The following is a 25,266-nucleotide window of genomic DNA, read 5'->3' on the forward strand; positions in this document are numbered from 1 at the left end:
GCCCGATTGCTGCCCACGCTCCCAGTGCGGTCGATGTTATCCCAATGGCGATGGACCATTACCGCCTGCGCTTGAGGCCCATGCTTGACAGGCGGGACCGTCGGGAGAAAGTTGTGCTTCGGGCAGCGACGCAATGCCGGGTTGCCATGGCAGCGCCGCAAAGCGCAACAGTCGAAGGAGTATCATCTTGGCTGTCACCATCACCTCCCTCATTCTTTTCCTCATCGGCCTGGCACTCGGCGGCGGCGGTATCCGCCTGGCGATGCTGGGCGGCAGCTGGTACTATGTCGTTGCTGGCCTTGCCTTCCTGATCGCCGCCTGGCTGCTTTACCGGCGCAGGTCGACTGCTTTGTGGCTCTACGCGGTGATCGTGCTCGGCACGTTGGCCTGGGCGGTCTGGGAAACCGGCTTCGACTGGTGGGAACTCGGGCCTCGCGGCGGCATCATCGTGCTTCTCGCTTTGTGGCTGCTGATGCCGTGGGCGAGGCGGGGTCTTGTCGGTCCTGACGCACGCGCGCCGCTGATCCTTGCCGTGCTGGCATCATTAGCCGTCGCCGGTTATTCGATGACTTCGGATCCGAAGGATATTGCCGGCGAACTCGGCACCGACAAGGTGGTCGCCAACGCCAATCTCGGCAATGATGTGCCGGCCGGCGAATGGCACTATTACGGCCGCACGCAGTTCGGCCAGCGCTATTCGCCGCTCGACCAGATCACACCGGACAATGTCGCCAAGCTGCAGCCCGCCTGGACCTACCAGACCGGCGACGTGAAGGGTCCCGACGATGTCGGCGAGACCACCTATCAGGTGACGCCGCTGAAGATCGGCGACACGCTCTACATCTGCACGCCGCATAATTTCGCCATCGCAATCGATGCCGCGAGCGGCAAGGAGAAATGGCGCTTCGATCCCAAGGTCAAGCTCGACAAGGACCGCCAGCACCAGACCTGCCGCGGCGTGGCCTATTACGCCGATGCCGCCGGCGCCGCCGGGCAGCCCTGTGCGACCCGCGTCTACCTGCCGACCTCGGACGCGCGGCTGATCGCGCTCGATGCCGCCAACGGGCAGATCTGCCCGGCTTTTGCCGAGGGCGGCACGCTGAACCTTCTGACCAACATGCCCTATCCGAAGTCGGGCTATTATTACTCGACCTCGGCCCCGCTGATCTCAGGCGGCAAGATCATCGTCGGCGGCGCGGTCAACGACAATTATTCGACGCAGGAGCCGTCCGGCGTCATCCGCGCCTACGACGCCGCCACCGGCGCGCTAGTTTGGAACTGGGATTCCGGCAATCCGGACCAGACGACGCCGCTGCCGGCCGGCCAGACCTATACCGCCAACTCGCCCAACATGTGGTCGACGCCGAGCGCCGACGAGAAGCTCGGCCTGCTCTACGTGCCGCTCGGCAACCAGACGCCGGACCAGCTCGGCGCCGGGCGCAGTGCCAATGTCGAGAAGTTCTCGTCGTCGATCACCGCGCTCGACCTTAACACCGGGCAGGTGCGCTGGGTGCGGCAGACCGTGCACCACGATCTCTGGGACATGGACGTGCCGGCGCAGCCGAGCCTGATCGACATCACCAAACCCGACGGCACGGTGGTGCCGGCGCTGGTCGGGCCGACCAAGCAGGGCGACCTCTATGTGCTCGACCGCCGCACCGGCGAGCCGGTCATTGCGGTCAACGAAGTGCCGGCGCCCGGCGGCGCGATCGAAGGTGACCACACATCGCCAACGCAGCCGGTCTCCGACCTTACCTTCATGCCGAAGCCGCTCACCGGCGCCGACATGTGGGGCCTAACCATGTTCGACCAGTTGGCCTGCCGGATCGAATTCCAGGGCCTGCGCTATGAGGGGCGCTATACGCCGCCTTCCGTCCAGGGCTCGCTGATCTATCCCGGCAATTTCGGCACCTTCAACTGGGGCGGCATTGCCGTCGACCCGGTCCGGCAGGTGCTGTTCGGCATGCCGACCTATCTGGCGTTCAAGTCGGAGCTCATTCCGCGCGATCAGGTGCCGCCGCCGGACGAAGGGCGCGGCAGCGAGCAGGGGCTGAACCGCAACGAGGGTGCGCCCTATGCGGTGGTGATGGGGCCGTTCCTGTCGCCGCTCGGCATTCCTTGCCAGGCGCCGCCCTGGGGCTATGTCGCCGGCGCCGATCTCAGGACCGGCAAGATCGCCTACAAGCACCGCAACGGCACCGTCTACGACATGACGCCGCTGCCGCTGCCGCTGAAGGTCGGCGTGCCCGGCATCGGCGGGCCGATGATCACCGCCGGTGGCGTCGCCTTCCTCGGGGCCGCGGTCGACGACTATCTGCGCGCCTACGACCTGACGTCGGGCAAGCAGCTGTGGCAGGCGCGGCTGCCGGCCGGCGGGCAATCGACGCCGATGACCTATACGGTCGCCGACGGCCGCCAGTTCGTGGTCATCGTCGCCGGTGGCCACGGTTCGGTCGGCACCAAGCCTGGGGACTATGTGATGGCCTACGCGCTGCCGAAGTAGGGGCGCAGGGGGGCGCGATCTCTCAGAGGTCGCGCCGACCATCATCTGTGCCGGTATCTTTCCCCCGCATAGTGACGGGGAAACGTGCCCGACTGGGCGATGAGGGGCGGCAAACCTTCCGATCGGCCCGATTGTCGATCAGCCAATCCCCAGATGGCCCTTCAGGCTGGGCACCGAGCCGAGCACCTTGTTGGTCAGGTCGGGGCCGGCGGCGGCTTCGGCCTGCTGGATCAGCGTCGCGCCGGCCTTCTGGATCTGCGCCATGTCGAGCCCGGATGCCTTGAGTGCGGCGACGCCGTTGATCAGCGCGCCGGCCTTCTCGCCGAGAACGCCGCCAAGCGCGCCCTGCAGCGACGACAGAAAACCGCCACCGCCGGCCGGAGCGGCGGCCATGACGTCATATTGATGGGCGAGGTCGTCGGCGCCGGGGATCTTGGCGAAGAACGCCGAGGCGCTTGTGCCCTCCGCCTCGTGTTCGAGCACCGAGAAAATGGTGCCGACGACTTTCTGCGTCGTCATCTGGTCGAGGCCCGCCTTCTGCGAGACGGTGTTGACGATATCCTGGACGTTCATGGCGTCACTCAGCCCTGGGTTTTCGTGTTGCGGTTCCGCTCAGTGCGGACCCTGATCAACGATCGTCTGCCTGCGTTCAGAACCATCGAGCACAGGGCCAAAGCGGCGGTCGCCGCAAGGACGAGCGCGCTGGCGAGGATCGGGGAAGGCATGGTCATGGTCATCGCTTCCTTCTGGGTCTGACGTGTGGGCACACGGCCAGATACTGGTCGATAGCCACCTTCCCTCACGATTGTGGCAGCGCCAGCAGGATTTATCGCCAATGACCAAAAAGTGATGACATGGCCGCGCATGGCGCCGGCTTTACTGCTCGGGCGCGGCCGGCGCCCTGCGCCCTGAGGCAATCGGCGGCCGCGATGAGTGCTCGACTGGATCATGCCGGCTTGGTCCCTATGTAGCTGGGAACTAAAGCCCGAAGCAGAGGACCCCATCCATGACGAAACCCGACGCCAAGCCCGCCATCACCCAGGCGATGATCGACGCCTATGACGAATATACGCATCTGACGCTCGATCGCCGCCGGTTCATGGAGCAGTTGACCCGGCTTGCCGGATCGGGTGCGGCGGCCGCCGCGATCGCGCCGCTTCTGGCGGCAAATTCGGCGCAAGCGGCTGTTGTCGCCGACAACGATCCGCGGGTGAAGGGCGAGGACATCAGCTATCCCGGCAGCAGCGGCGAGATGAAGGGCTACCTGGTCAAGCCGGCGGACAAGGCGGGCAAGCTTGGGACGGTGATCGTCGTGCATGAGAACAGGGGGCTCAACCCGCATATCCGCGATGTGACGCGACGCGTGGCGCTGGAGGGGTTCGTGGCGCTGGCGCCGGATTTCCTGTCGCCGCTCGGCGGAACGCCAACCGATGAAGACAAGGCGCGCGACATGTTCGCCAAGCTCGATCCGGCGCAGACCATCGCCAACGGTGTCGCGACCGTCGCTTTCCTCAAGAGCGACAAGGACGGCAACGGCAAGGTCGGCGCCATCGGCTTCTGCTGGGGTGGCGGCACGGTCAACATGCTGGCGATCAACGCGCCCGATCTCAGTGCCGGCGTTGCCTATTACGGCATGCAGCCGAAGGCCGCCGATGTATCCAAGATCAAGGCGGCCTTGCTGTTGCACTATGGCGGACTGGACGAGCGCATCAATGCCGGCATCGACGCCTTCAAGAAGGAACTCGACGCGGCGCATGTCGAATACACGGTCTATGTCTATGAAGGCGCCAACCATGCCTTCAACAACGACACGTCGGCAGCGCGCTACGACAAGAAGGCAGCGGACCTCGCCTGGGGCAGAACGATCGCCTTCCTCAAGCAGAAACTGGCATAGGGCGTTCGTCTAATCCGTGTTCGCCGGCTTGTGGAAGGCGACGCCGGCGACCACCAGCGCAATGCCGAGGCAATCGGTAAAACTCGGAATCTGGCGCAGCACGACGACGCCGATCAGCGTCGCGGTGACGGGCAGCAGCGACAGCATCAGCGCGAAGCTGGCGCGTGGCAGCCGCGACATGGCGAGCTGGTCGCAGATGTAGGGAATGACAGAGGAACAGATGCCGACGCCGATGGCGGCGAACAGCAGCGGCAGTGAGAAAAAGGCCGGCAGCGCATCGGTGAGGCCGATCGGCAGCACGACGATGAAGGCGATCGCCATGGCAGCACCCAGGCCGGCGATGCCGGCGCCTACGCCAGACGCGGCAACGCGGTGGCCGAGCACGATGTAGCCGACAAACAGCGCGCCGTTGAGGAAGGCCCAGCACAGCCCGATGGGATTGTCGGACCATCTGACGTCGATGAGCAGCAAGGTGCCAGCGACGGCGACGACAAGGGCGGCAAGATTGCGCGGGCTCCTGAGGCCGATCGCCGCGACGCCGATGGTGCCGACGAATTCGATCGCCGCCACCAGCGAGATCGGCAGGCGGTCGAGCGCCAGGTAGAACGAACAGTTCATCACCGCCAGACAGGTGCCGAAGGCCAGCAACAGCAGTCTTGTCGAGCGATCGGCGCGGGCGAAGCTTCGCCATGGACGGGTCAGCGGCGCGAAGATGAGTGCTGCCGTGGCGATGCGCAGCCACGCCATGCCGAGCACGCCGACATGCGGGAAAAGCAGCACGGCGAAGGCCGGCCCGAGATAGTGGAAGACGGCGCTGACGGCGAACCAGACATGCGGCGGCAATTTTGCCGTCGGCCTGGCCAGGGTGGGGTTGCCCGGGGCAGGATCTGCCGTAAGAGCTTGCGTTTGATCATCCACCGGATCAGTATCGCAGGCATATTTGCCGGTTTATATGAGTGATGATGGGCTCGTCTGGCGAGATTCCTCTCAGAAGCAAGGAATTTCCCATGAAGCGCCTTCGAACTGAAAGTGCCGACCTCGATGTCTCTGACATGAAGATCCTGCGTCTGCTGGAGAAGGACGCGCGCACCAGCACGGCGGAGCTGGCACGCTCAGTCGGTCTGTCGGCGCCGAGCGTGGCCGAGCGCATCAAGCGGCTGCAGGAAAGCGGCGTCATCGAGGCCTATTCGGTCAGGATCAACCCGGCGGCACTCGGCCTGCCGCTGTCGGCATGGCTGCGCATCCGGCCGGTGCCGGGGCAACTGGCCGTCGTGGCCGAGATCATCCGCGAACTGCCGGAGATCGTGCAATGCGACCGGGTGACCGGAGAGGATTGTTTCATCGCGCTGGCGCATGTCGGCTCGGTGGCCGAACTCGAGCGGGTGATCGACCGCATCATTCCTTATGCGATGACCAATACGGCGATCATCCAGTCGTCGCCGGTGGTGGCGCGCTCGGCGCTGGGAGCGTTGAGGCGCCAGGCTTGACCTACGGGAGAGGAACCTATGCGTGGCCGCGCTTCATGCGCGCCTGCTTCAGGATGGCGCGCCAGCGGATCATGTCGAACGGGATCGGCTCATTGTTGTTGGCGATGTGGAAGATCTCGTTGTTGACGTTCTTGAGCGAGCGCCAGAAATCATAGTCGGTGATGCGCGGATCGGCGGCCAGCCTGTCCACTTCGACCTTGATGTCGGTTTTCATGCACTTTCCTCGAACCGGCGCCGCGCCGCCCGTGTCGCTACCTCGATGCGGATCGTTTTCGACCGACCCGCTGAGTCGCGCAACGGCTCAGATGGCTTGTTCCCGTTAAAACCTTGGTAAGGTTAACGAGGGCGCCGCGCCGCTTCAAGCATTGCTGCCGGCCGACGGCAGGGTTCTGCGATTTTAGATTGCGGGTGTGGCTTTGAAGCCGGGAACGAGAAGGTGTCGGCTTCGCCCTATTTGCGTTTGATGCTGATCGAACGGCCGGCCCGTTCCGGCATCGGCAGTGCCGAATGGGCGGCGCGCATGGCTTCGACCCTGGCCAGCACATCGGCGGGGAAGGGCGCCACCTTCGGCCCGGACATGTCGACATGCAGCGACAGCGATTCGGAAGTCGCGGCCAGCCAGCCGTCGACATGGCGGATTTCCTGGTAGGCCCGCAGCCGCTTGTCGTCGTGGTCGATGAGCTGGAAGGAGACCGTGACCTTGTGCTCGAGATGCAGCTCCTGCACGTAGCAGACATGGACTTCGGCCGTGTAGATGGTCAGGCGACGATCCTTGGCATAGTTCGGTCCCATGCCCATTGCCTCGAAGGCACCGTCCGAGCAGCGGTCGAACAGCACGTTGTAATAGGCCATGTTGAGATGGCCGTTGTAGTCGATCCAGTCCTTCTCGATGTCCATGGGTTTCGAGACGAAGGGAGTGGGGATGGGCATCGAAACTTCCTTGTTCTGGCGCTGGACAGAGCGTGGCGGGTAAGACTACGCATCCATAATCGCATAACAAGCGTGGACACTGGTCCATTCGCGGAGGAATTCATGGCTCTGAGCGACCTCAACCCGGTCGAACGCAACGAGGAAGGCATCGCTGCGGTGCTCGGCATTCTCAAGCAACAGCTTGGCGAGCGATTCCAGACCGGTCAGGCGATCCGCTCGCAGCACGCGCATACCACCACCTATATTCCGACGCAGGCGCCTGACGGCGTCGCGTTTCCGGAGACGACCGCCGAGGTGCAGGAGATCGTGCGCGCCTGCGCTGCGCACCGCGTGCCGGTGATCGCCTTCGGCGTCGGCTCCTCGCTGGAAGGCCATACCAACGCACCGGGCGGCGGCATATCGGTCGACACATCGCGCATGAACCGTATCCTGGCGGTCAATCCACAGGATCTCGACTGCACGGTCGAACCCGGCGTCACCCGCGAGGATTTGAACCGGCATCTGCGCGACACCGGACTGTTCTTTCCGATCGACCCCGGCGCCAATGCCTCGCTCGGCGGCATGGCCGCAACGCGGGCCTCCGGCACCAACGCGGTGCGCTACGGCACGATGCGCGAGAACGTGCTGTCGTTGACCGCCGTCATGGCCGACGGCGAGACGGTGACGACCGGCAAGCGGGCGAAAAAGAGCTCGGCCGGCTATGATCTGACGCGGCTGCTGGTCGGCTCGGAAGGCACGCTCGGCATCATCACCTCGCTGACCTTGAAGCTGCAAGGCATCCCGCAGGCGATCTCCGGCGGCGTCTGCCCGTTTCCGAGCGTCGAGGCGGCCTGCAACGCTGTCATCGCGACGATCCAGATGGGCATCCCGGTGGCGCGCATCGAACTGGTCAACGCGCTGCAGATGCGGGCGATGAAGAATTATTCCAAGCTCGACTATCCCGAGAGCCCGTGCCTGTTCGTCGAGTTTCATGGTAGCGATGCCGGTGTTGCCGAACAGGCCGAGACCTTTGGCATGATCGCGGAAGAGAATGGCGGCGGGCCGTTCCTGTGGACCAGCGTCGCCGAGGAGCGCACCAAACTGTGGAAGGCCAGGCATGACGCCTACTGGTCGTCGCTGACACTGCGGCCGGGCGCCAAGGGGCTGTCGACCGATGTCTGCGTGCCGATCTCGCGCTTTGCCGAATGTGTGCTGGAAACCGAGGCCGACATAGAAGAGATGGGTCTGATCGCGCCGATCGTCGGCCACGCCGGCGACGGCAATTTTCACGTGCTGGTGCTGATGGATGTCAACGATCCCAGGGAGATCGCGTTGTCGGAAAAGTTCGTCGCGCGGCTCAACATGCGGGCGATCGCCATGGACGGCACCTGCACCGGCGAGCACGGCATCGGCCAAGGCAAGATCGGCTTCCTGCGCCATGAGCTAGGCCACGGCGTCGACATCATGCGCACCATCAAGCAGGCGCTGGATCCGCTTGATATCATGAACCCTGGCAAGATCTTGCGGATGGCGTGGAAATAGAGGAGTGGCCTCAAGCGAGACACTGCTGCCGATCGACGTGCCGCCATCGTCCGCCGGCGCGCCTTTGCCTCATGTCTTCGCCGATGAGCGCAGGCTGCTCGTTGCTTACGTCGCCCACAGACCGGATCCAAAATTCGACGGCACGAATCCACGCTCGATCTCGTCTGTGACCGGCGATCAATCGATCGTAATCCTAACGGCAGAACCCTATCTGGCGTTGCAATTCGGCCCGTCGAACGACGAAGCCATCAGCGGGCACCGTCTCTATGGACTTGGGCTGCAACCTTATTCCGCGTTCGAAGTTCTCAATTCTACCTGGATCTCCTCCTTCGAAAAGGCAAATCGGGTTCATACATCCCATACACCGGAGCTGTTTTCCGGTTATCAGCACTTTGTACTCACGTTCCACGATTCGACGCTGGAATTCATCACCGAGAACTTTTCGGCCAGCCTTCATCAGGGGGCGGTACTGCCGGCGCTGATGGAAAGTGTCGGTCATGCTGTTCCCACGCGCCGTGTCAAGCCAACGGGATTTTTCTCACGGCTTTTGGGGCGTGGTTGATCACCGGGATTTCCTTGTACCTTGATCGGACCGTCGTTTGGACGCAGACTTCGGCCTGGGACGAGCGGAAGAGGCAAGCTCCACCAACGGAGGAACGACTTCATGGCGATTTCACGCAAGGAAGCGGCGCGTGCGCTGAGCGCGGACGAACAGGAACTGGTGGAGAAATCGCACCACCCGGCGGTGCAGGAGCTTTCCGACGCCGATCTTGCCGGCCTGGTCAAGCTGTGCGGGAGCGGCGCGACAAGGCGCAGACCCAAGCACACCGCCGCCGGCGTGAGATACGCGGCAAGGGAGCGCCGAAAGGCGCCGCGCCCTCAAAGTCCGATGGCGGTTCGCAGACAAAGCTTGCGGTGCTGGCCATGACCATGCGGCGGCTGAATGGCGAGGCCGAGCGGCGCCGGCAGCTGGCGGCCAGCGTTTCGCTGATCGAAAACGCGCGCAAGGCATTTGTCATGAAGCAAGGGGCGACGCCGGAAGGCCCTGCTTTCAATTCGCGCACCGCGCGCAAGGGGATGCGGTCGGTGGCAAACCAGAGGGCGCAAGACCTCGTCCGACCGATGGAGCTTGGCCGGCAGCGCAAGGCGGCCAAGGTGGCGCAAGCAAAGCGCGACGCACGCTGAGGGTTCTGACAATCGCCGGGTGAAATCGTTGGGACGCCGGCCTGCCGTGCGGTCGCAGGCGTCTTCTATGCGCCCTCAACAAGGGTTTGCAGCATGGGGCGGGTTGGCGCGAAGAACGTCGTGCCGGTGTGCGGCGTCGAGAAATCGAGCAGCCGGTCGTAAGCGCCCGGCGGCTCACCGATGTACATTCGCTGCAGCATCCTCTCGATCACCCAGAGATACCTGCTGTAGCCGATAAAGTAGGTGCCGAACTCCTTTTGCCCCGGCCTGCCGAACGGCATGTTGTCGCGCAATATGTCGTACTCATTGCCATCGGCATCCTCGATGGTGGCCAGCGACTTGTGTGATTTGCGAGGTGCGTCGTCATCATCGATTTCGATGTTGTCGATCTTGGTGCGGCCGATGATTTCTTCCTGGAGAGGCGTTGGCGTCCGCCCCCATGCCTGGAGATCGTGCAGGTACTTCTGGACGACGACATAGCTGCCGCCGGCGAAGTCGGCGTCCTCATCACCGACGAGTGCCGAGGCGGGCAAATCGAGGCCTGTCGGGTTGGCGGTGCCGTCGACGAAGCCGAGCAGGTCACGGGCATCGAAATAGCGAAAACCGGAAACCTCGTCGACGACGCTCACGGCATCACCGAGATTGTCGAGCAGAATGCGCTCGAACTCGAAGCACATATCGGGCCGCTCGGAGCGGATGTGGAAGAGAAGATCGCCGGCGGTCGAAGGCGCCGAATGAACGGCACCCTTGATCGGCGCAAACGGTTTCAGTTCCAGCGGCCGCCGATCTGGAGAAAGACGATCCCAGAGATCGCGGCCGATGCCGGAAATGCACGAAAGCCGCCCGGAAAGATCGCGAAATCCAACGGTTTTGACGAGATCGTCGATCCCGCCAAGCACGGAGGCAACCTTGGCGAGCGCGGTCTGGCCGCTGGCGACGGTGACGACAAGAAAGACCGCCGAAAGCGACAGCGGGGCGTCGACACTTTGCGCATCGATCGGCACGCGATCCCAGTTCTTTCCAGACATCCGAATTCTCCGCTTCGCCGGGATTTGTTTCAGATCATCCGGGATCGCGCAACACTGGATGAATTGCCTCTTTATCGACACGCGGATGCGGGTAGAGTGCGGCAGAATTTCAATCAACCCGTTCGGAGCTGATGCTCGCACGCCTGTTCGTGATCTTTGGTGGCCTTTTTGTGCTGGTGCTGTGTGCGGCGCTGGTGGTGCCGTATTTTGTCGACTGGACAGGCTATCGCGCCCAATTCGAGCGCGAGGCGAGCGCCATTCTCGGCCGCAAGGTGACCGTGCAGGGCGACGCCACGGCAAGGCTGTTGCCGTTCCCCTCGGTGACCTTCTCCAACGTCGCCGTCGCCGGCGGCCCCAATGGCCAGCCGGCCATGACCGTCGAGACGTTTTCGATGGATGCGGAACTGGCGCCCTTCCTGCGCGGCGAAGTGCTGATCTTCGATATGCGGCTGGTGCGGCCGAAAGCGACCATCGATATCGCCAATGACGGCACTGTCGACTGGGCGATGCGGCCGTCCTCTCCCTTCGACCTCAATCAGATCTCGATCGAGAAGCTGACGGTGACGGAAGGGCAGATCGAACTGCGCCATGCCGCCGGCGGGCGCAGCCACCTGTTTTCCGAGATCAATTCGACCATCTCGGCCAAGTCTCTGGCCGGGCCATGGCGCATGGACGGCACGCTGCGGCTCGACGGTCTTCGCACCACGGTCACTGCCTCCACCGGCAAGGCCGAAGGCAACGGGCAGATGCGGCTTCGGCTGAAGGCCGATCCCGACGCCTATCCGCTGGTCATCGAAGCCGACGGCAATGCTGGCATCGTCAACGGTGCCGCCGTCTATTCCGGCCAGTTCAAGATCTCCGGCGCCGACAAGAACAGCGCCGAACTCCGCGGCACCGACGGCGAGACGGTGAAGGTCTCGGCCGGTAAGCCCGATCCGGGCTTTCGGCTGAACGGCAAGTTTTCGCTCGACCACGAGAAGCTCGGTGTCGACGAGTTCCGCTTCGAGACCGGGCCGCTCGACAACCCCTACATCGCCGATGGCAAGGCTTCTGTCGATCTCGGGCTGAAACCGAGTTTCGCCATCGAGGCCAATGGCGCGCAGGTGCAGTTCGACGAGGCGGTGGGCGCCGAGGCCGGCGCCGGCCTGACGCTGGACCAGCGCATTGCGGCGTTTGAGCAGGCGCTGCTCGACATGCCGAAGCCGACCATTCCCGGCACCGTCGAGGTCAAGCTGCCGGCGGTGGTGGTCGGCGACACCACGGTGCGCGACGTGCATCTTTCCGCCGAGCCGGTCGATGGCGGCTGGTCGGTGAAATCGCTTGCCGCGACCTTGCCCGGCCGCACCAAGCTGGAAGCCGATGGCATGCTCGTGCTCAATTTGGAGGGTCATTTCGGCTTCAACGGTTCGCTGCTGCTGGCCGTGGCGCAACCCTCCGGCTTTGCCGCCTGGCTGTCGAAGGATGTCGACGAGGCGATCCGCCGTCTCCCTGCCGCCGGCTTCAAGGCCAAGGTCGACCTCTCGCAGAAGCGCCAGGCCTTCAGCGATCTCGAATTGATCCTGGGCAAGGCGAAGTTTTCCGGCCGCATCGATTCCAGCCAGCCCGACGATGCCAAGCCCTCAGTGCTGATGCGTCTCGAAGGGGGCGACCTCGATGTCGACGGGCTGGCGGCCTTCGCCTCGATCTTCGTCAGCGACAAGGGCGCCAATCGCTTTGCCGACCGCGACCTCGATTTCCAGATCAAGGCAGGGCCGGTCAACGCTGGCGGGTTGACCGCGGATACCGTCGACACGGCGCTCAGGCTGCGCGACGGACTGCTCGAAATCGACCGGCTGTCGGTGGGCGGGCTGGCCGGCGCCTCGATCAGCGCCACCGGCAGGATCAAGGATTTCCCGGCGAGCCCGACCGGCAAGCTCGATGCATCGGTGGTTGCCGTCGATCTGAAGCCGCTGATCGACGTCGCCGCCCGGCATTATCCCGACAGCGCCGTGCTCAAGGGACTGGCGAGCCGTGCCGCAGCCTATCCCGAGCTGTTCCAGGATGCGCGTGTCGACCTCGTGGCGAGTGCGGCCGACAATGGCGACGGCACCACGGGCCTGGCGGTGAGCGGACAAGGCAAGGCCGGCGGCTCGGCCTTTTCCGCATCGCTGTCGGGAAAGGGGGCAGTGGACAAGCTTCTCGAAGCGCCGGTGGCGCTTACCTTCAATGCCAAAAACCCTGATGCCACCACGCTGCTGGCCCTCTACGGCCTGCCGGCACTGCCGCTCGGCATGCTGGGCGAGGCAAGCACCGACATTCAGGCCAAGGGAACGCTTGGTGGCGGCCTGACGACGAATTTCAGCCTTGCCGGCAACGACTTCAAGGCGGGTTTCGAGGGGACGATCGCCGATACGCCGCAAGGCTTCGCCGCCAAGGGCAAGCTCAGCCTCGATGCCGCCGACATCGAGCCATGGCTGATGACGACAGGTATCGGCCTGCCGGGCATGGGGGCGGGCATGTCGACGTCGTTTTCGGCACAGGGCGACTATGGCAACGGCCTGCTGGTGCTGGACGAACTCAACGGCGCCATCAACGAAGCGGCGGTGTCCGGCGACGTCAATATCGATGTAAAGGAGGGGGTCGACGGCAAGGCCGGCGTGCCGCATCTGGCCGGGGCGCTGATGCTCGACGAACTCGACCTCGATCCGATGGCGGTGGCGCTGTTCGGCGATTCCGCCTTTCTTGCCGACAAGGAAGAAACCAATAAGGGTGGCGTGTGGCCGGCGACACCGTTCAGCCAGAAATCCAACCTGCCGTTCACCGCCGACCTAGACCTGACGACGGCAGCGCTCGCCGCCGGTCGGTTCGCCACCGCCTATGATGCCGCCTTTTCGCTCAGGCTCGACCAGGAAGGCATCCGCGTTTCGGATTTGAAGGCGAAATTGCTGGGCGGGGCGCTCACCGGCCTGTTCGAACTGAAGAACAATGACGGCACCGGCCTGTTCTCTGGCCAGATGAAACTGGCGGGCGCCGATCTGGCGACCGTGCTGCCGGATGCCGGCATCAGCGGCATCGGCGATTTCTCGACGGCGCTGTCAAGCAGCGGCAAATCGGTCGAAGGGATGGTGGCCGCCTTGTCGGGCTCCGGCACGGCGGCGTTGAAGGGCGTGAAAGTTGCTGGTGTCAATCCAGATGCGTTCAGCGCGTTCCTCGCCAAGGCGGATGCGATCGGGCGCGACATCGACGCGGCCAAGACCGCCGGCTTTGCGCCTGACATCGCCGCTAATGGCAGCTTCGCCGCTGGCGATACCGACGTCGCCTTCACGGTCGCCGGCGGCACGCTGCGGGCGCCGCCTGTCAGCCTGGAAAATCCAGCGGCGACCTTGTCCGCCGACGTCACGGCGGATCTCAACGCGGCCACGGTGTCGGCCAAGGGTGCGATCACCTATCGGCCTGGCGACGAGGCACTGGTCGGCTCCGAGCCGGTCGTGAATTTCACCGCCGAGGGGCCGTTCGGCGCTGTCAAACGAGCATTCGACAGTGAGCCGCTGGCGCAGTTCCTGACCCAGCGCGCGCTGGAGAAAGAGCAGCAGCGCGTCGAGGCGATGCAGGCCGCGTTGCTGGAAAAGCAGCGGCTTCGGCGCGAGGTGCGCTACTACGCGGCGTTGAAGACCGAACGGGATAAGGCCGCCGAGGAATTGCGCAAGCAGGAGGAAGCAGCACGGCTGAAAGCCGAGGCTGACGCCAAGGCCAAGGCCGAAGCGGATGCCCAGGCGAAAGCCGATGCCGATGCCAAGGCTCAGGCCGACGCGGAGGCGAAAGCAAAGGCGGACGCCGATGCCAAAGCCAAGGCGGACGCCGACGCCAAGGCCGCTGCCGAACAGCAAGCCGCCGACGAGGCGGCCAAGGCGCAGGTCGACAAGCAGGAGCGGCAGAAGGCGGAAGAGGCTGTGCGCATCGCGGCGCAGGAAAAGGCAAGGCTCGAGGCCGAACGCAAGGCCGCGCAGCAGGCTCCGAAGGTGGAGCGGGCGCCGCTGCCGGAAGCCAACGACAATCCGCCGCCGGCCAAGCCGAAGTCCAATCCGTTCACGATCGACAATCTGCTGAAGTCGCTGCAGTAGGCCAAACGCCTTCCTGATCGGCGATCCGCAGATTCAGAGGACGAGCAGTTGCGCGCTCTCTGCCGCATAGCGGGCATGGCGGAAATCCCGGATGGTCAAGAGTTTGCCATCCTGCCACGCCAGCAGGATGAAATAGGCAGGGGGCGCCTTCGGATCATTGGGATCGCGAACGAGGATTGCCGGCCTGTCTTCGACGAAGCCGGGCACGAGACGCCAGTCCTGCACCCGGGAATAGTTGCCGAAATAGGTACCTACTTCCTTGCGGCCGTTCAGCCGTGTCCGGGCAACCAGTTCCAGTCGTACTTCTTCGGCCAGCATGTCGCGCACCGCATCGAAATCGCGTGCGTTGAAGCGGTCGATATAAGCGTTGAGCAGCAGGCGCTCCGCGGCACTCAGTTTCGGAACAGGACGGTCGTCCGGTTCGTCAGCAAGATGGCGGAGCCGGCCGCGACCGCGATGCAGCGCCGCCTTGATGGCAGGGATGCTGGTGTCGAGCATGTCGCTGATCTCCTGCAGCGAATAGCCTAGAACGTCCATCATGATCACGCTGCTTCGCTGCGCGACGGGAAGGCGCATGAAGGTGTGCCGGCTGGCCGCCGCGGCCTGACGATCGGCGGTGGGATTGGCTGGGTCGACGATCATGTCCGGGTCCTCATCGGAAAAAGCCCTTTCGCGGGCTCGCCGGCGCAGAAAATCGAGCGCCGCATTGTGGGCTATGCGGAACAGCCAGCCCTCCGGATTGGCGATCGGGCCGGCATCCGGCAGCGCCTCGAACCCCTTGGCCAGGGCTTCCTGCAGCACGTCCTCGCCGTCGATGGCCGAGCCGGTCATGCGGGCGCAATAGCGATGCAGTTTTGGACGCATTTCGCCGAACAGGCGGGCAAAAGGTTCGCGGATCTCGCCGGGGATAGTCATGCGCCTCTGTTCGCCGTTATTGGTCCAGCATCCGGTAGTGGCCCACCACGGTCATTTCCTCGCGCTGCGGACGCTCGATCAAGCGATCCCTGATGCCGCTCTGAAAGGCCTCGAATGCCGCCAGCCCGGTGATAATGTCGGCATGGGCCTCGGTTTTCGTCTCTACCATATGGATAAAGGTCCCGTCGTCGGACCGCCATGTCATGTAGCGAACGCCGTCCGGCGATTTTTCCCGCAGCTCCTGGAACACGGCCTTGACCAGCCGCTCATTCTCATCGGCCCGTTCCGGTTTCGTCTTGTAGCGTATCAGGTGGCGTTTCATCGCAGTTGTTCCTCTTGGTTGCCCTGCGCCTTTGGGAGTGCTCATCCTTGAGACGTTGTCGTTGGGCGAAAGGATTCGGCGCCGAAAAATAATTCGTGTCGCCCGCAAGACGCCGGAGCGCTCACTCGCGATCGAGCAGCCGCCGCAGCATCGGTTCGATGCGTGACAGTTCGTCGAGATGCGCCGCCGACAGTTCGGCCAGGCAATCGTCGGCGCGCTCGGTCAGATGTAGCAGCACGCGGCGGTGGTCGTCCTTGTCCTGATCCCTTGTGACCAGCCCAGCTTCGCCGAGGCGGTTGACCAGTTCGACGGCGCTGTGGTGGCGGATGCGCAGGCGTTCCGCGAGGTCGCCAACCGTCACCGGGCCGCCGCCGGGGAATCCCTTGATCGCCAGCAGCGCCTGATGCTGGCGCGGGGTCAGGCCGGCGTCTTCCGCCTGGACCTGGCTGAATTCGAGGAAGCGGCGGATCAGGTAGCGAAACTCCGACAGCCGCTGGTAATCGGCCTGGCTGATGGCGGGGCGTGGTTTTTGTGGCTGCGACATATCAGACATGTGTTCGTTTTCCGGCGAAAGCTCAAACGGATTTCGGGCGAAACCGGCTTGAATATTTATATCGTGTTACGATACATAGCAACCGATAAACCCGGCTGGCCGCTTCGACCGTGCCGCATCTCAGACACACGGCCCGCCGCCAGGAAGCAATTTTGCCATGAAGACCCCTCATTCGAATCCGGAGCACCTGCGCGATTTCACCACGGATGCCAGGGTGCTGCTCGTCGCCGCTATTGCCGTGGTGGTGGCGACAGCCGGGTTGTTTGCCGGCATCGCGCTTTTGAAGCTGATCCGGCTGGCCACCAACATCGCCTATTTCGGCCAGTTCTCGCTTGCCGACCTGAAGCTTGAGGACACACCGCTTGGGCTTGCCGCCGTCATCGTCCCGGTGATTGGTGCGCTGATCATCGGCCTGATGGCGCGCTTCGGCAGCGAGAAGATCCGCGGCCATGGCATTCCCGAGGCCATCGAGGCGATCCTGCTCGGGCGCTCAAAACTCGACGCCAAGGTGGCGATCCTGAAGCCGCTGTCGTCGGCGATCTCGATCGGCTCCGGTGGACCGTTCGGCGCCGAAGGGCCGATCATCATGACAGGCGGCGCGATCGGCTCGCTGATCGCGCAGATGCTGCCGGTCAGCGACAACGAGCGCAAGACGCTGTTGGTGGCTGGTGCGGCAGCAGGCATGACCACGGTGTTCGGAACCCCGATCGCCGCCATCATGCTGGCCGTCGAACTGCTGCTATTCGAATGGACCCCGCGCAGCTTCATTCCGGTGGCGGTCGCGGCTGTTATCGCCGAGGTCGAGCGCACCATGCTGCATCTGCCCGGGCCGATCTTCCCGTTTCAGGGCGGCATGGCGGTTTCGTTCACCGGGCTTGGCGGCTGGGTTCTGGTTGGCATCTGCGCCGGCCTGCTATCGGGGCTTTTGACGCAGATGGTCTATGCCTGCGAGGACGGTTTTCAGAAGCTGCCGATCCACTGGATGTGGTGGCCTATGATCGGCGGTCTGGTGGTCGGCATAGGCGGGCTGATCGAACCGCAGGCGCTCGGCGTCGGCTATGACAACATCACCGACATGCTGGATGGCCGCACCGTCGCGACGGCGGCCCTCCTGCTGCTGGTGGTGAAGGCGATCATCTGGTCGGTAGCGCTCGGCTCGGGAACGTCGGGAGGTGTGCTGGCGCCGCTGTTGATCATGGGCGGGGCTATGGGCGCTGTGCTCGCCGGCGTTCTGCCTGCCGCGGATCCCGGTTTCTGGGCGCTGCTGGCGATGGCCGCCACGATGGGCGGCACGATGCGTGCGCCGCTGACCGCCACGTTTTTCGCCGTCGAACTGACCGGCAACACACATATGCTGGTGCCGCTGATTGCTGCCTGCGCTGCGGCGCACGCCGTCACCGTGCTTCTGATGAAGCGGTCGATCCTGACCGAAAAGATCGCCAGAAGGGGACATCATCTGGTTCGCGAATACCGCGTCGACCCTTTCGCCCTGACCAGGGTGCGCGAGGTGATGACCTCACAGGTTGAAAGCGTGCCGGCGACGATGACGCTGCATGGCGCTGCGGCATTCCTGACAGCGCCGGAAACACGGCATCCGAGTTTCCCGGTGGTCGATGAGCACGGCCATGTGCTGGGCCTCATCGATCCGCCGGCTATATTGCGCTGGAGACGCGCCGGCACGCACCGCACCACCACGCTTGGCGAACTGCTGGCCGGCAGCAAGGTGACGCTGGCCTATCCGGACGAATATCTCGAAGGCCTCTCCGACAAGCTGCTGACGGCCAACGTCTCTCATCTGCCCGTCGTCACTCGCGAAGGCTCCTTGCTGGTCGGCTATGTCGGCTGGAAGGATTTGATGCGCGTGCGGTCCAGGAAACAGGCCGAGGAGCGCGAGCGTTCGACCTTGCTTGGCTTCGGCACCAGACGCAGGAAGAAGGAAGCGGCGGTCGAAGGCCTCTAGAAATCCGTTCCGCGCTTCGCCCACTCCAGGACATGGAGCCTCAACGCAGAGGACAGGTTGGTGTCGCGGGGCCTTGTCTCGTCGACTTCGGCAACAAGCGCGGCAAGCGTCAGTTTTCTGGTCGCCGCGATCGCGACGAGGTCGTCATAGAAGGGTTTTTCGAGCGAGTAGCTGGTGCGGTGACCGCGAATGGTCACAGAACGCTTTTCGACCGGGCTCATTGACGGTCGGGGTCGCCGGGCTTTTCACGACGATGCCCGGCAACGAATTTTTCGCTCTTGTCGGCGGCGATGCGGTCGCGTTCTTTTTCGGCCTTGGAGCGGCCGTGCAGCGCGCGATTCTGTTCGGCGGCGCGCAGCTTTTCGTCCCGCGCCTTCTGCTTGCGGGCCTGGCGGAGATTGACGATCTCGGCCATGCCGTCGGCCTATTTCTTGCGGAAGGCGTCGAGCGAAACCACTTCGGCGCCCTTGGTGGCGGCGTCCGCGGCAGCGGGCTTCTTCTCCGCCTCGGCGGCGGCCTTCTTCTCGGCCTTCGGCTTTTTCTCGGAGACGATGGTCAACGGCTCCGGAGTTGGCGCAGCCGGTTCCTCGGCTGCCGCGCCATCCGTCTTGACGTCGAATTCGAGCTCGAAATTGACCGAGGGATCATAGAAGCCGCGCACGGCCGAGAACGGGATTTCGAGTTTTTCCGGCACATCGGAAAAGGACAGGCCGACCTCGAAGCCGGTGTCGGTCACCTTCAGGTCCCAATACTGGAACTGGATGACGATGGTCATCTGCTCGGGATAGCGCTCGCGCAGCCGCGAAGACACGCGTACGCCCGGCGCGCCGGTCAGGAAGGTGATGAAGAAGTGGTGGTTGCCGGGGAGGCCGGTGCGCGCGACCTCGGCCAGGACCTTGCGCATGACGCCGCGCAACGCCTCCTGGGCCAGAATGTCGTAGCGGATGTGGTCGTCGGCCATGTGGCGGTCGGGTTCCGTTGAATCGTCCGCATAGCTGTAATCAAGCTTGAGGGCGGCGTAAACCGCATATAGATCACCCGCGCGCGGAAGCGAAGACTATTGCCAGCGATTTGATCGCTCAGGCGCTGGCGAGCGCGCTTTGCTTTTCGGACGATGCCGCGGACCGGCGCTTGCCGAAGGCGCGCAGGAAGGTGCGCACGCCATTGGTCGCGGATTGCAGCACCTCGTCCTCGCGCGGCGAGCCGCCAAGCATGAAGGTGGTCTGCAGTTCGGCATTGACGAGACCGAGGAACTGACGTGCCGCCACGTCGGGATCCTCGATCGTGAGATAGCCGCCATAGGCGAGGCGGGCGAAGCGGGCCGCGATTGCCGGCCATGTCCTGCCCGGACCCTGTTCGCGCCATTCGGCAAACAGTTCGGGATAGCGCTCGCCTTCGGTCTGGATCAGCTTGCGCAGGAATTTTCCGTCGCGGTTGCAGATGCAGTTCTGGTTCAGGCGCACGGCAAAGCCGATCAGGTCGGCTTCGAGATCCCCCGGCTGGTCGGGGAAGGTGGCAATGGTGGCGAAGATGCCGGCATTGCAGCGTTCGGTGAGGTCGCGGACCACAGCGACGAACAGTCTCTCCTTGTCGCCATGATGGTTGTAGATCGTCTGACGCGAAACGCCGGCTTCGGCCGCGATCAGATCGATGTTGGCGCCGGCGAAACCTTCGCGGCAAAACACGGTGGCGGCGGAGTCGACGATCGAGAGGCGCTTGGCCTCATGGCCGCGTGGCGGGAAAATGTCAGGAGAAACGTGCAGCTTCATAAAAAACTATATAGGGGTGATTGACGATTTAGACAAGAGTGTCTAAATTTGTGGACACAGGATAAAGAGATTTCGCGCGAGAGAGACGAATGGAATTCGCTCTTGAGGTGTCGGAATCTCACGGGATGGAACGTCCTAGGTTAGACGTCGCCTGCGGCGGCAACCAGATTTGAAAGAAGCCTTTATCATGAGTCCCAAATTCCTCCGCATCGCGGTCGTGCTCGGCTTGTTGTCCGCCATCGGCCCGTTCGCCATCGACATGTATCTGCCCGCGCTGCCGTCGATCGGCGCGGATCTGCATGCCAGCACCGCTGCCGTGCAAATGAGCCTGTTGATCTTCTTCCTGTCGATGGGTTTTGGCCAGATCGTCGTCGGGCCGATCTCCGACATGGTCGGCCGCAAGCTGCCGCTTTATGGCGGCCTTGCGCTGTTCATGGTTGGCGGCATCGGTTCGGCAATGGCGCCGACCATCGAATGGCTGATCGCTTTCCGTTTCCTGCAAGGGCTTGGCGCCAGCGCCGGCATGGCCGTTCCGCGTGCCATCGTGCGCGACCTGCATACCGGCAATGAGGCCGCCAAGCTGATGTCCTTGCTGATGCTGGTGTTCTCGGTGTCGCCGATCCTGGCGCCGCTGACCGGCAGCGTGATCATTGAGAGTTTCGGCTGGCGCGCCGTGTTCTGGACGGTGACCGGTGCGGCCGCCCTTGCCACGGTGCTGCTCGCAACCTCGCTCAAGGAGACGCGGCCGGCTGAAGAACGCGTCGGTTCCTCCTTCGGAACCGCGCTTGCCGGCTATCGCTTCCTGATGGGCGACCGCAATTTCCTTGGCCTGGTGGCGATCGCCGGCTTCGGCATTGCGAGCTTCTTCGTCTATCTGTCGAGCTCGTCCTTCATTCTGATCGACCATTACGGGCTGTCGCCTTCGGTCTACAGCGTGTTCTTCTCGATCAATGCGGTGGCTTTCATCGGCATGTCGCAGCTGACCGGGCTGCTGGCCGAGCGTTTTGGGCTGCGCCGCGTGGTGCGTGTCGCGGTGACCGGCTATGCCTCGACGATGGTGGTGCTGTTGGCGATCATGGCGACGGGCGTCGACCGGCTCGACGTGATGGCGGCCCTGCTGTTCGTCGGCTACGGCTTCCTCGGCCTGGTCATCCCGACCACCTCGGTGCTGGCCATGGAAGAGCATGGCGAGATCGCCGGCACGGCGTCGGCGCTGATGGGCACGCTGCACTTCGCCATCGGTGCGCTCGCCATGGGCGTTGCCGGCGTGTTCTTCGACGGCACGCCGCTGCCGATGGTGGCCGGCATCACGCTCTGTGCGGTGATTTCCTTCACGCTGGCCAAGGTCACGCTCGGCCGCTCGCGCGAGGTTGCCGAGGCACCGGCGGAATAAGCAACCAAAACAAATGAAAAAAGGCCGGGGTTCATCCCGGCCTTTTTCACGCCAATCCTGTTCACGCCAATCCTGTCTCGGCCAGCACGAAGCGCAGCCGCGCCTCGACGGATGCCAGCGGCAACGGAATCATCTCATAGCCCAGTTCCGTGTAGACGCCGACCAGCGCATGGTGGGTGCGCTCGGCCTCGTCGAGCGTCTGCTTGCGCTCTTCATCCTGCGCGAAGATCTCCGGCCATAGCGGGGCGACGAAGACGCGCTGATGGTAGCGGAAGCGCCCGGCGGCAGCGTTGGCGTGTTCGGGTACCGGCAGGCCGCTCAGCCTGAGATAGCCGAGCGTGTCCGGAACGCCACGATCAAAGAAAACAGGACGCCCGGTCTGTTCTTGCGCGATTTGATACGAGCGCATCTCCCATGACAGCATCAACTCCGCAAACAGCGCGCGATCGCGCCAGGGCAAAGCGGGTCCGCCTATATCTGAGACTGGTGGCGGATGATGCCGCGCCCGGCTTCCACCGAGGTGGAAAAGCCTGCGTGGCGCAGCGCTTCGATCAAGGTGGTCTTGCCGGAGCCGGGGCCGCCGGTCAGCACGAAGAATCGATCGGAATCGTTTTGCATGTTTTGTCCGTGGAGAGGTGGCACGCGGCAGGGCGGCTTCGCGGCCCGAGGGCGTGCGAAGTTGGCCGGCGGGAGCTGCCGTTGTGCGTAACGCATGTTGAGGAGGAGGGGAGAAGTGGAGGTTTCTGTTGCCAGGTACCTCCGAACCCCGCCTAGAAGTGCGAACCTCTAGGGCTTGATTTGAAGCTATCGCACCGCTTACGCGGCGAGACGTGCTTCCGCATAGTTGTCATTTGCAACTACAGGTTTAGCCCGATGACGGTGGTACCATGCCGGGCAAAAGTACGATCTTTACACCTTCGTCGATCCTATTTCGCCCCCAGCAAAAACCGCTCTGTCATCAGCAGCAGCTTTTGGTGGAGGCGCCGGGTACCGCCCCCGGGTCCGAACGGCTTATTTCATCGCCCATTTATCGCCATAGTCGGTCAAGCCGACAGACTGAATATAGGGGGCCATCGCAAGAAATGGAAGGCCGCAATGGCACTTTGTCCCCCTGACAAAACCGCAAGTCCAAAGGGTTGACTTGGGCGCGGTCTCAACCGAAGCTTTGCCCCGGTGAGGAGTTACCGACCTAGCGCACATGTTGCAGCAGCGCGCCACAGCCCTCATCGATCGGATCCGTGGCGCCGACGAGGGGAATTTTGATGGCCGACTATCTTGCAGACGTGAAGAAATACGATGCCGGCGCCAGTGCTGATGCGGTTGAAAAGATCGTCAAGCACCTGGGCATCGCGCTCAGGAACCGCGATTCCTCGCTGGTATCCTGCACCGACCCGAAGGAACTCGGGCGTGTCAGGGACAATTGGGTCGCCAAGAAACTCGGCATCAGCGACGCAGCGAAGGCCGATGCGTCAATCGAGAAGACTTGCAAGGCAATGGCTGCCGACAACACCAAGAGCCGAGTGACTTTTTACTACCTGGTTGCGAAGGACCTGGGTAAGCTCGGTTCCCTCTGACGATTGCGCGTCATTTGCAGGGCTGGCGCGGTCTAGGCGCCAGCCGGTGATGTTGTTGGGGACTGGCTGGCTTAGGGCTGGGCTTGCGCTGCTTTGTGGTGTTCGACCGCCCGTCTGTAAGTTATGATGGCTGGACAACCGAATCGAGCCGGAACCGATGCGCCAGTATCTCGACCTCCTGCAGCACGTGCTGGACAATGGCGCCGATCGCGGCGACCGCACCGGCACCGGAACGCGCTCCGTCTTCGGCTACCAGATGCGTTTCGACCTGGCGCGCGGCTTTCCCGTCACCACGACCAAGAAGCTGCATCTCAAGTCGATCATCCATGAGCTTCTGTGGTTCCTGGCTGGCGACACCAACATCAAATACCTCACCGATAACGGCGTTTCGATCTGGGACGAATGGGCCGACGAGAATGGCGATCTCGGCCCGGTCTACGGCAAGCAATGGCGCTCCTGGCCGGATGGCCATGGCGGCTCGATCGACCAGATCGCTAATCTTCTCAAGGAGATACGCAAAAATCCTCAATCGCGGCGGCTGATCGTTTCGGCATGGAACCCAGCCGAGGTGGAAGCGATGGCGCTGCCGCCCTGCCACTGCCTTTTCCAGTTCTATGTTTCGGAAGGGCGGCTTTCCTGCCAACTCTACCAGCGTTCCGCCGATATCTTTCTTGGCGTGCCGTTCAACATCGCGTCCTATGCCCTGCTGACCTTGATGGTGGCGCAGGTCACCGGGCTGAAACCCGGCGATTTCGTCCACACGCTCGGTGATGCGCATCTCTACTCGAACCATTTCGAGCAAGCACGCGAACAACTGCGGCGCACGCCGAAGGTGCTGCCGACGATGTGGATCAATCCGGAGGTGAAGGATCTGTTCGCCTTCCGCTTCGAGGATTTCCGGCTGGAAAACTACGTCGCCGATGCGTCGATCAAGGCGCCGATCGCGGTCTAAGGCCGCAAATTTCAGTCGATGCCGACCATCACGTCCCAGGCCTTGACCACGGAATAGGCCTGCTTGCCCTTTTCGAGCTTGAGATCGGCGACGGACTCGTTGGTGATCGAGGCGGTGACGATGGCGCCGCCACCGATGTCGATCCTGACATGCGAGGTGGTGGCTCCCTTGGCGATCTTGGCGATCGTTCCCTTGAGGATATTGCGGGCGCTGATCTTCATCGGAGTTTCCTTTCCAGGGTTTCTTTGCCGGTCTCATCAGAACAATCGGTGTCGTACAGACGCTTTCATGGGGCGCCGGGCCTTCCCTTGTTATATTCATACGGATATATCGGTTAGCAGGCTTCGAGCCGGCCGGATTTCAAACCAGGGAGAGTTTTCCATGACGCGCAAAGGTTTTGGATCGAGGGCGATCGCCATTGGCGGTTTGGCTGCGGCGCTGATGGCAGTCGTGCCGGCAGCGCATGCGGAAGACAAGGTGGTCGTGTTTGCCGCGGCCAGCCTCAAGGATGCGCTCGACGCGGTGAACAAGGCCTGCCAGGCCGATGTCGGCGAAGCCGCGACCGTCTCCTATGCCGCAAGCTCGGCGCTGGCCAAGCAGATCGAGGGCGGGGCGCCTGCCGACGTCTTCATCTCGGCCGACCTCGACTGGATGAAATATCTCTCCGACAAGAAGCTGACCAAGCCGGACACCGAAGTGAAGCTGCTCGGCAATGAGATCGTGCTGGTGGCGCCGAAGGACTCGGCGGTCGAAACCAGGATCGAGAAGGGCTTCGACCTCGCCAAGCTGATCGGCGACGGCAAGCTCGCCATGGGCGATTTCAAGGCGGTGCCGGCCGGCAAATACGGCAAGGCTGCACTTGAATCTCTCGGCGTGTGGTCCTCGGTCGAGGGCAAGGTGGCGCAGGCCGAAAACGTGCGCGCGGCGCTGAAGCTGGTTTCGACGGGCGAAGCCGCCCTTGGCATTGTCTATGCCACTGACGCGCATGCCGAAAAGGGCGTCAAGGTGGTCGGCACCTTCCCGGAGGATTCGCATCCGCCGATCATCTATCCGGTTGCCCAGACCGCCGATTCGAAGGACAAGGATACGCGGGCTTTCCTGAAATGCCTGCAGTCGGCCAAGGCGGCCGCGCTGTTCAAGGATCAGGGATTTACCGTACTCGCGCCGAGCAACTGAGTTC

At 63.4% G+C, this 25,266-nt stretch carries 25 protein-coding genes, 1 other RNA gene and 2 pseudogenes; 12 read left to right on the forward strand and 16 right to left on the reverse strand.

Features of this window, described 5'->3' with window-relative positions; translation table 11 throughout:
• Positions 1 to 187: 187 nt before the first annotated feature.
• Entirely contained in the window at positions 188 to 2,503 is a 2,316-nt protein-coding gene (locus AC0L2U_RS00840; protein WP_127810016.1) for a glucose/quinate/shikimate family membrane-bound PQQ-dependent dehydrogenase, read from the forward strand.
• Positions 2,504 to 2,641: 138 nt separating this feature from the next.
• Here the strand turns inward: AC0L2U_RS00840 and AC0L2U_RS00845 are convergent, their stop codons facing one another.
• Entirely contained in the window at positions 2,642 to 3,076 is a 435-nt protein-coding gene (locus AC0L2U_RS00845; protein ID WP_473601289.1) for a hypothetical protein, read from the reverse strand.
• 8 nt (positions 3,077 to 3,084) lie between these two features.
• Positions 3,085 to 3,240, reverse strand: a complete 156-nt coding sequence (locus AC0L2U_RS00850; RefSeq protein WP_164873690.1) for a hypothetical protein — start codon at positions 3,238 to 3,240, stop codon at positions 3,085 to 3,087.
• 269 nt (positions 3,241 to 3,509) lie between these two features.
• Here AC0L2U_RS00850 and AC0L2U_RS00855 point away from each other — a divergent pair, with 269 nt between their 5' ends.
• Positions 3,510 to 4,397 carry a dienelactone hydrolase family protein gene (locus tag AC0L2U_RS00855; RefSeq protein WP_127810018.1) on the forward strand — a complete coding sequence of 296 codons (888 nt, stop codon included), beginning with the start codon at positions 3,510 to 3,512 and terminating at the stop codon, positions 4,395 to 4,397.
• A 9-nt stretch (positions 4,398 to 4,406) separates the two neighbouring features.
• Here the strand turns inward: AC0L2U_RS00855 and AC0L2U_RS00860 are convergent, their stop codons facing one another.
• On the reverse strand, positions 4,407 to 5,315 hold the full coding sequence (locus AC0L2U_RS00860; RefSeq protein ID WP_127397813.1) for an EamA family transporter: 909 nt from the start codon (positions 5,313 to 5,315) through the stop codon (positions 4,407 to 4,409).
• A gap of 89 nt (positions 5,316 to 5,404) precedes the next feature.
• Here AC0L2U_RS00860 and AC0L2U_RS00865 point away from each other — a divergent pair, with 89 nt between their 5' ends.
• A complete protein-coding gene (locus AC0L2U_RS00865) occupies positions 5,405 to 5,884 on the forward strand; it encodes an Lrp/AsnC family transcriptional regulator (RefSeq protein WP_127810019.1) in 480 nt (159 codons plus the stop codon).
• A gap of 16 nt (positions 5,885 to 5,900) precedes the next feature.
• Here AC0L2U_RS00865 and AC0L2U_RS00870 read toward each other — a convergent pair whose 3' ends face one another.
• Positions 5,901 to 6,098 carry a hypothetical protein gene (locus tag AC0L2U_RS00870; protein WP_013531006.1) on the reverse strand — a complete coding sequence of 66 codons (198 nt, stop codon included), beginning with the start codon at positions 6,096 to 6,098 and terminating at the stop codon, positions 5,901 to 5,903.
• A 236-nt stretch (positions 6,099 to 6,334) separates the two neighbouring features.
• Positions 6,335 to 6,814: a thioesterase family protein gene (locus AC0L2U_RS00875; RefSeq protein ID WP_127810020.1), complete on the reverse strand. Its 480-nt coding sequence runs from the start codon at positions 6,812 to 6,814 to the stop codon at positions 6,335 to 6,337.
• A gap of 102 nt (positions 6,815 to 6,916) precedes the next feature.
• Here AC0L2U_RS00875 and AC0L2U_RS00880 point away from each other — a divergent pair, with 102 nt between their 5' ends.
• The 3 genes and pseudogenes from AC0L2U_RS00880 (at position 6,917) to AC0L2U_RS00890 (ending at position 9,520) form a co-directional block, all read left to right on the forward strand.
• The gene (locus tag AC0L2U_RS00880) at positions 6,917 to 8,335 is read left to right on the forward strand and encodes an FAD-binding oxidoreductase (protein WP_473601290.1); all 1,419 of its coding nucleotides are present in this window, start codon (positions 6,917 to 6,919) and stop codon (positions 8,333 to 8,335) included.
• A 4-nt stretch (positions 8,336 to 8,339) separates the two neighbouring features.
• Entirely contained in the window at positions 8,340 to 8,897 is a 558-nt protein-coding gene (locus AC0L2U_RS00885; RefSeq protein ID WP_127810022.1) for a hypothetical protein, read from the forward strand.
• A gap of 102 nt (positions 8,898 to 8,999) precedes the next feature.
• Positions 9,000 to 9,520 (forward strand): annotated as a pseudogene (locus AC0L2U_RS00890) (hypothetical protein).
• A gap of 65 nt (positions 9,521 to 9,585) precedes the next feature.
• On the opposite strand, the gene AC0L2U_RS00895 reads toward AC0L2U_RS00890, so the two are convergent.
• A complete protein-coding gene (locus AC0L2U_RS00895; RefSeq protein ID WP_127810024.1) occupies positions 9,586 to 10,548 on the reverse strand; it encodes a Dyp-type peroxidase in 963 nt (320 codons plus the stop codon).
• A gap of 131 nt (positions 10,549 to 10,679) precedes the next feature.
• On the opposite strand from AC0L2U_RS00895, the gene AC0L2U_RS00900 reads away from it, so the two are divergent.
• Positions 10,680 to 14,648, forward strand: coding sequence for an AsmA family protein (locus AC0L2U_RS00900; RefSeq protein WP_127810025.1), 3,969 nt, complete (start codon positions 10,680 to 10,682; stop codon positions 14,646 to 14,648).
• Between the two features lie 33 nt (positions 14,649 to 14,681).
• On the opposite strand, the gene AC0L2U_RS00905 is transcribed toward AC0L2U_RS00900, so the two are convergent.
• The 3 genes from AC0L2U_RS00905 to AC0L2U_RS00915 all read right to left on the reverse strand — a co-directional run bounded on the left by AC0L2U_RS00905 (position 14,682) and on the right by AC0L2U_RS00915 (position 16,438).
• Positions 14,682 to 15,563 (reverse strand): sigma-70 family RNA polymerase sigma factor, encoded by an 882-nt coding sequence (locus AC0L2U_RS00905; RefSeq protein WP_473601291.1) that lies wholly within the window; start codon positions 15,561 to 15,563, stop codon positions 14,682 to 14,684.
• A gap of 16 nt (positions 15,564 to 15,579) precedes the next feature.
• On the reverse strand, positions 15,580 to 15,885 hold the full coding sequence (locus AC0L2U_RS00910; RefSeq protein WP_128288505.1) for a hypothetical protein: 306 nt from the start codon (positions 15,883 to 15,885) through the stop codon (positions 15,580 to 15,582).
• Positions 15,886 to 16,006: 121 nt separating this feature from the next.
• Positions 16,007 to 16,438, reverse strand: a complete 432-nt coding sequence (locus AC0L2U_RS00915; RefSeq protein WP_128288506.1) for a MarR family winged helix-turn-helix transcriptional regulator — start codon at positions 16,436 to 16,438, stop codon at positions 16,007 to 16,009.
• A gap of 157 nt (positions 16,439 to 16,595) precedes the next feature.
• Here AC0L2U_RS00915 and AC0L2U_RS00920 point away from each other — a divergent pair, with 157 nt between their 5' ends.
• On the forward strand, positions 16,596 to 18,398 hold the full coding sequence (locus AC0L2U_RS00920) for a chloride channel protein (protein ID WP_127810027.1): 1,803 nt from the start codon (positions 16,596 to 16,598) through the stop codon (positions 18,396 to 18,398).
• Here the strand turns inward: AC0L2U_RS00920 and AC0L2U_RS00925 are convergent.
• The 4 genes from AC0L2U_RS00925 to AC0L2U_RS00940 form a co-directional block, all read right to left on the reverse strand.
• Entirely contained in the window at positions 18,395 to 18,619 is a 225-nt protein-coding gene (locus AC0L2U_RS00925; protein ID WP_127328907.1) for a ribbon-helix-helix domain-containing protein, read from the reverse strand. The genes AC0L2U_RS00920 and AC0L2U_RS00925 overlap by 4 nt on opposite strands.
• The gene (locus AC0L2U_RS00930) at positions 18,616 to 18,813 is read right to left on the reverse strand and encodes a DUF4169 family protein (RefSeq protein WP_127396239.1); all 198 of its coding nucleotides are present in this window, start codon (positions 18,811 to 18,813) and stop codon (positions 18,616 to 18,618) included. Before AC0L2U_RS00930 ends, AC0L2U_RS00925 begins: the two co-directional genes overlap by 4 nt.
• 9 nt (positions 18,814 to 18,822) lie before the next feature.
• Complete coding sequence (locus AC0L2U_RS00935; RefSeq protein WP_027160604.1) at positions 18,823 to 19,359, reverse strand: SspB family protein; 537 nt, start codon at positions 19,357 to 19,359, stop codon at positions 18,823 to 18,825.
• 118 nt (positions 19,360 to 19,477) lie between these two features.
• The gene (locus AC0L2U_RS00940; protein WP_127396238.1) at positions 19,478 to 20,167 is read right to left on the reverse strand and encodes a TetR/AcrR family transcriptional regulator; all 690 of its coding nucleotides are present in this window, start codon (positions 20,165 to 20,167) and stop codon (positions 19,478 to 19,480) included.
• A gap of 187 nt (positions 20,168 to 20,354) precedes the next feature.
• Here AC0L2U_RS00940 and AC0L2U_RS00945 point away from each other — a divergent pair, with 187 nt between their 5' ends.
• Entirely contained in the window at positions 20,355 to 21,560 is a 1,206-nt protein-coding gene (locus AC0L2U_RS00945; RefSeq protein ID WP_127396237.1) for a multidrug effflux MFS transporter, read from the forward strand.
• 61 nt (positions 21,561 to 21,621) lie between these two features.
• Here AC0L2U_RS00945 and AC0L2U_RS00950 read toward each other — a convergent pair.
• Together AC0L2U_RS00950 and ssrA are read right to left on the reverse strand one after the other, a co-directional pair.
• A pseudogene (locus tag AC0L2U_RS00950) lies at positions 21,622 to 22,178 on the reverse strand (AAA family ATPase).
• A 114-nt stretch (positions 22,179 to 22,292) separates the two neighbouring features.
• Positions 22,293 to 22,652: a transfer-messenger RNA gene (gene ssrA / locus AC0L2U_RS00955) on the reverse strand.
• A 170-nt stretch (positions 22,653 to 22,822) separates the two neighbouring features.
• Here ssrA and AC0L2U_RS00960 point away from each other — a divergent pair.
• A complete protein-coding gene (locus tag AC0L2U_RS00960; RefSeq protein ID WP_023813086.1) occupies positions 22,823 to 23,134 on the forward strand; it encodes a DUF2853 family protein in 312 nt (103 codons plus the stop codon).
• A gap of 157 nt (positions 23,135 to 23,291) precedes the next feature.
• Complete coding sequence (locus tag AC0L2U_RS00965) at positions 23,292 to 24,086, forward strand: thymidylate synthase (protein ID WP_027160597.1); 795 nt, start codon at positions 23,292 to 23,294, stop codon at positions 24,084 to 24,086.
• Positions 24,087 to 24,097: 11 nt separating this feature from the next.
• Here AC0L2U_RS00965 and AC0L2U_RS00970 read toward each other — a convergent pair whose 3' ends face one another.
• The gene (locus AC0L2U_RS00970; RefSeq protein ID WP_473601292.1) at positions 24,098 to 24,307 is read right to left on the reverse strand and encodes a TOBE domain-containing protein; all 210 of its coding nucleotides are present in this window, start codon (positions 24,305 to 24,307) and stop codon (positions 24,098 to 24,100) included.
• A 160-nt stretch (positions 24,308 to 24,467) separates the two neighbouring features.
• Between AC0L2U_RS00970 and modA the strand changes: the two genes are divergently transcribed.
• On the forward strand, positions 24,468 to 25,262 hold the full coding sequence (gene modA, locus AC0L2U_RS00975; RefSeq protein ID WP_292141368.1) for a molybdate ABC transporter substrate-binding protein: 795 nt from the start codon (positions 24,468 to 24,470) through the stop codon (positions 25,260 to 25,262).
• Positions 25,263 to 25,266: the final 4 nt, after the last annotated feature.

It is taken from the genome of Mesorhizobium sp. WSM4808, assembly GCF_055811675.1.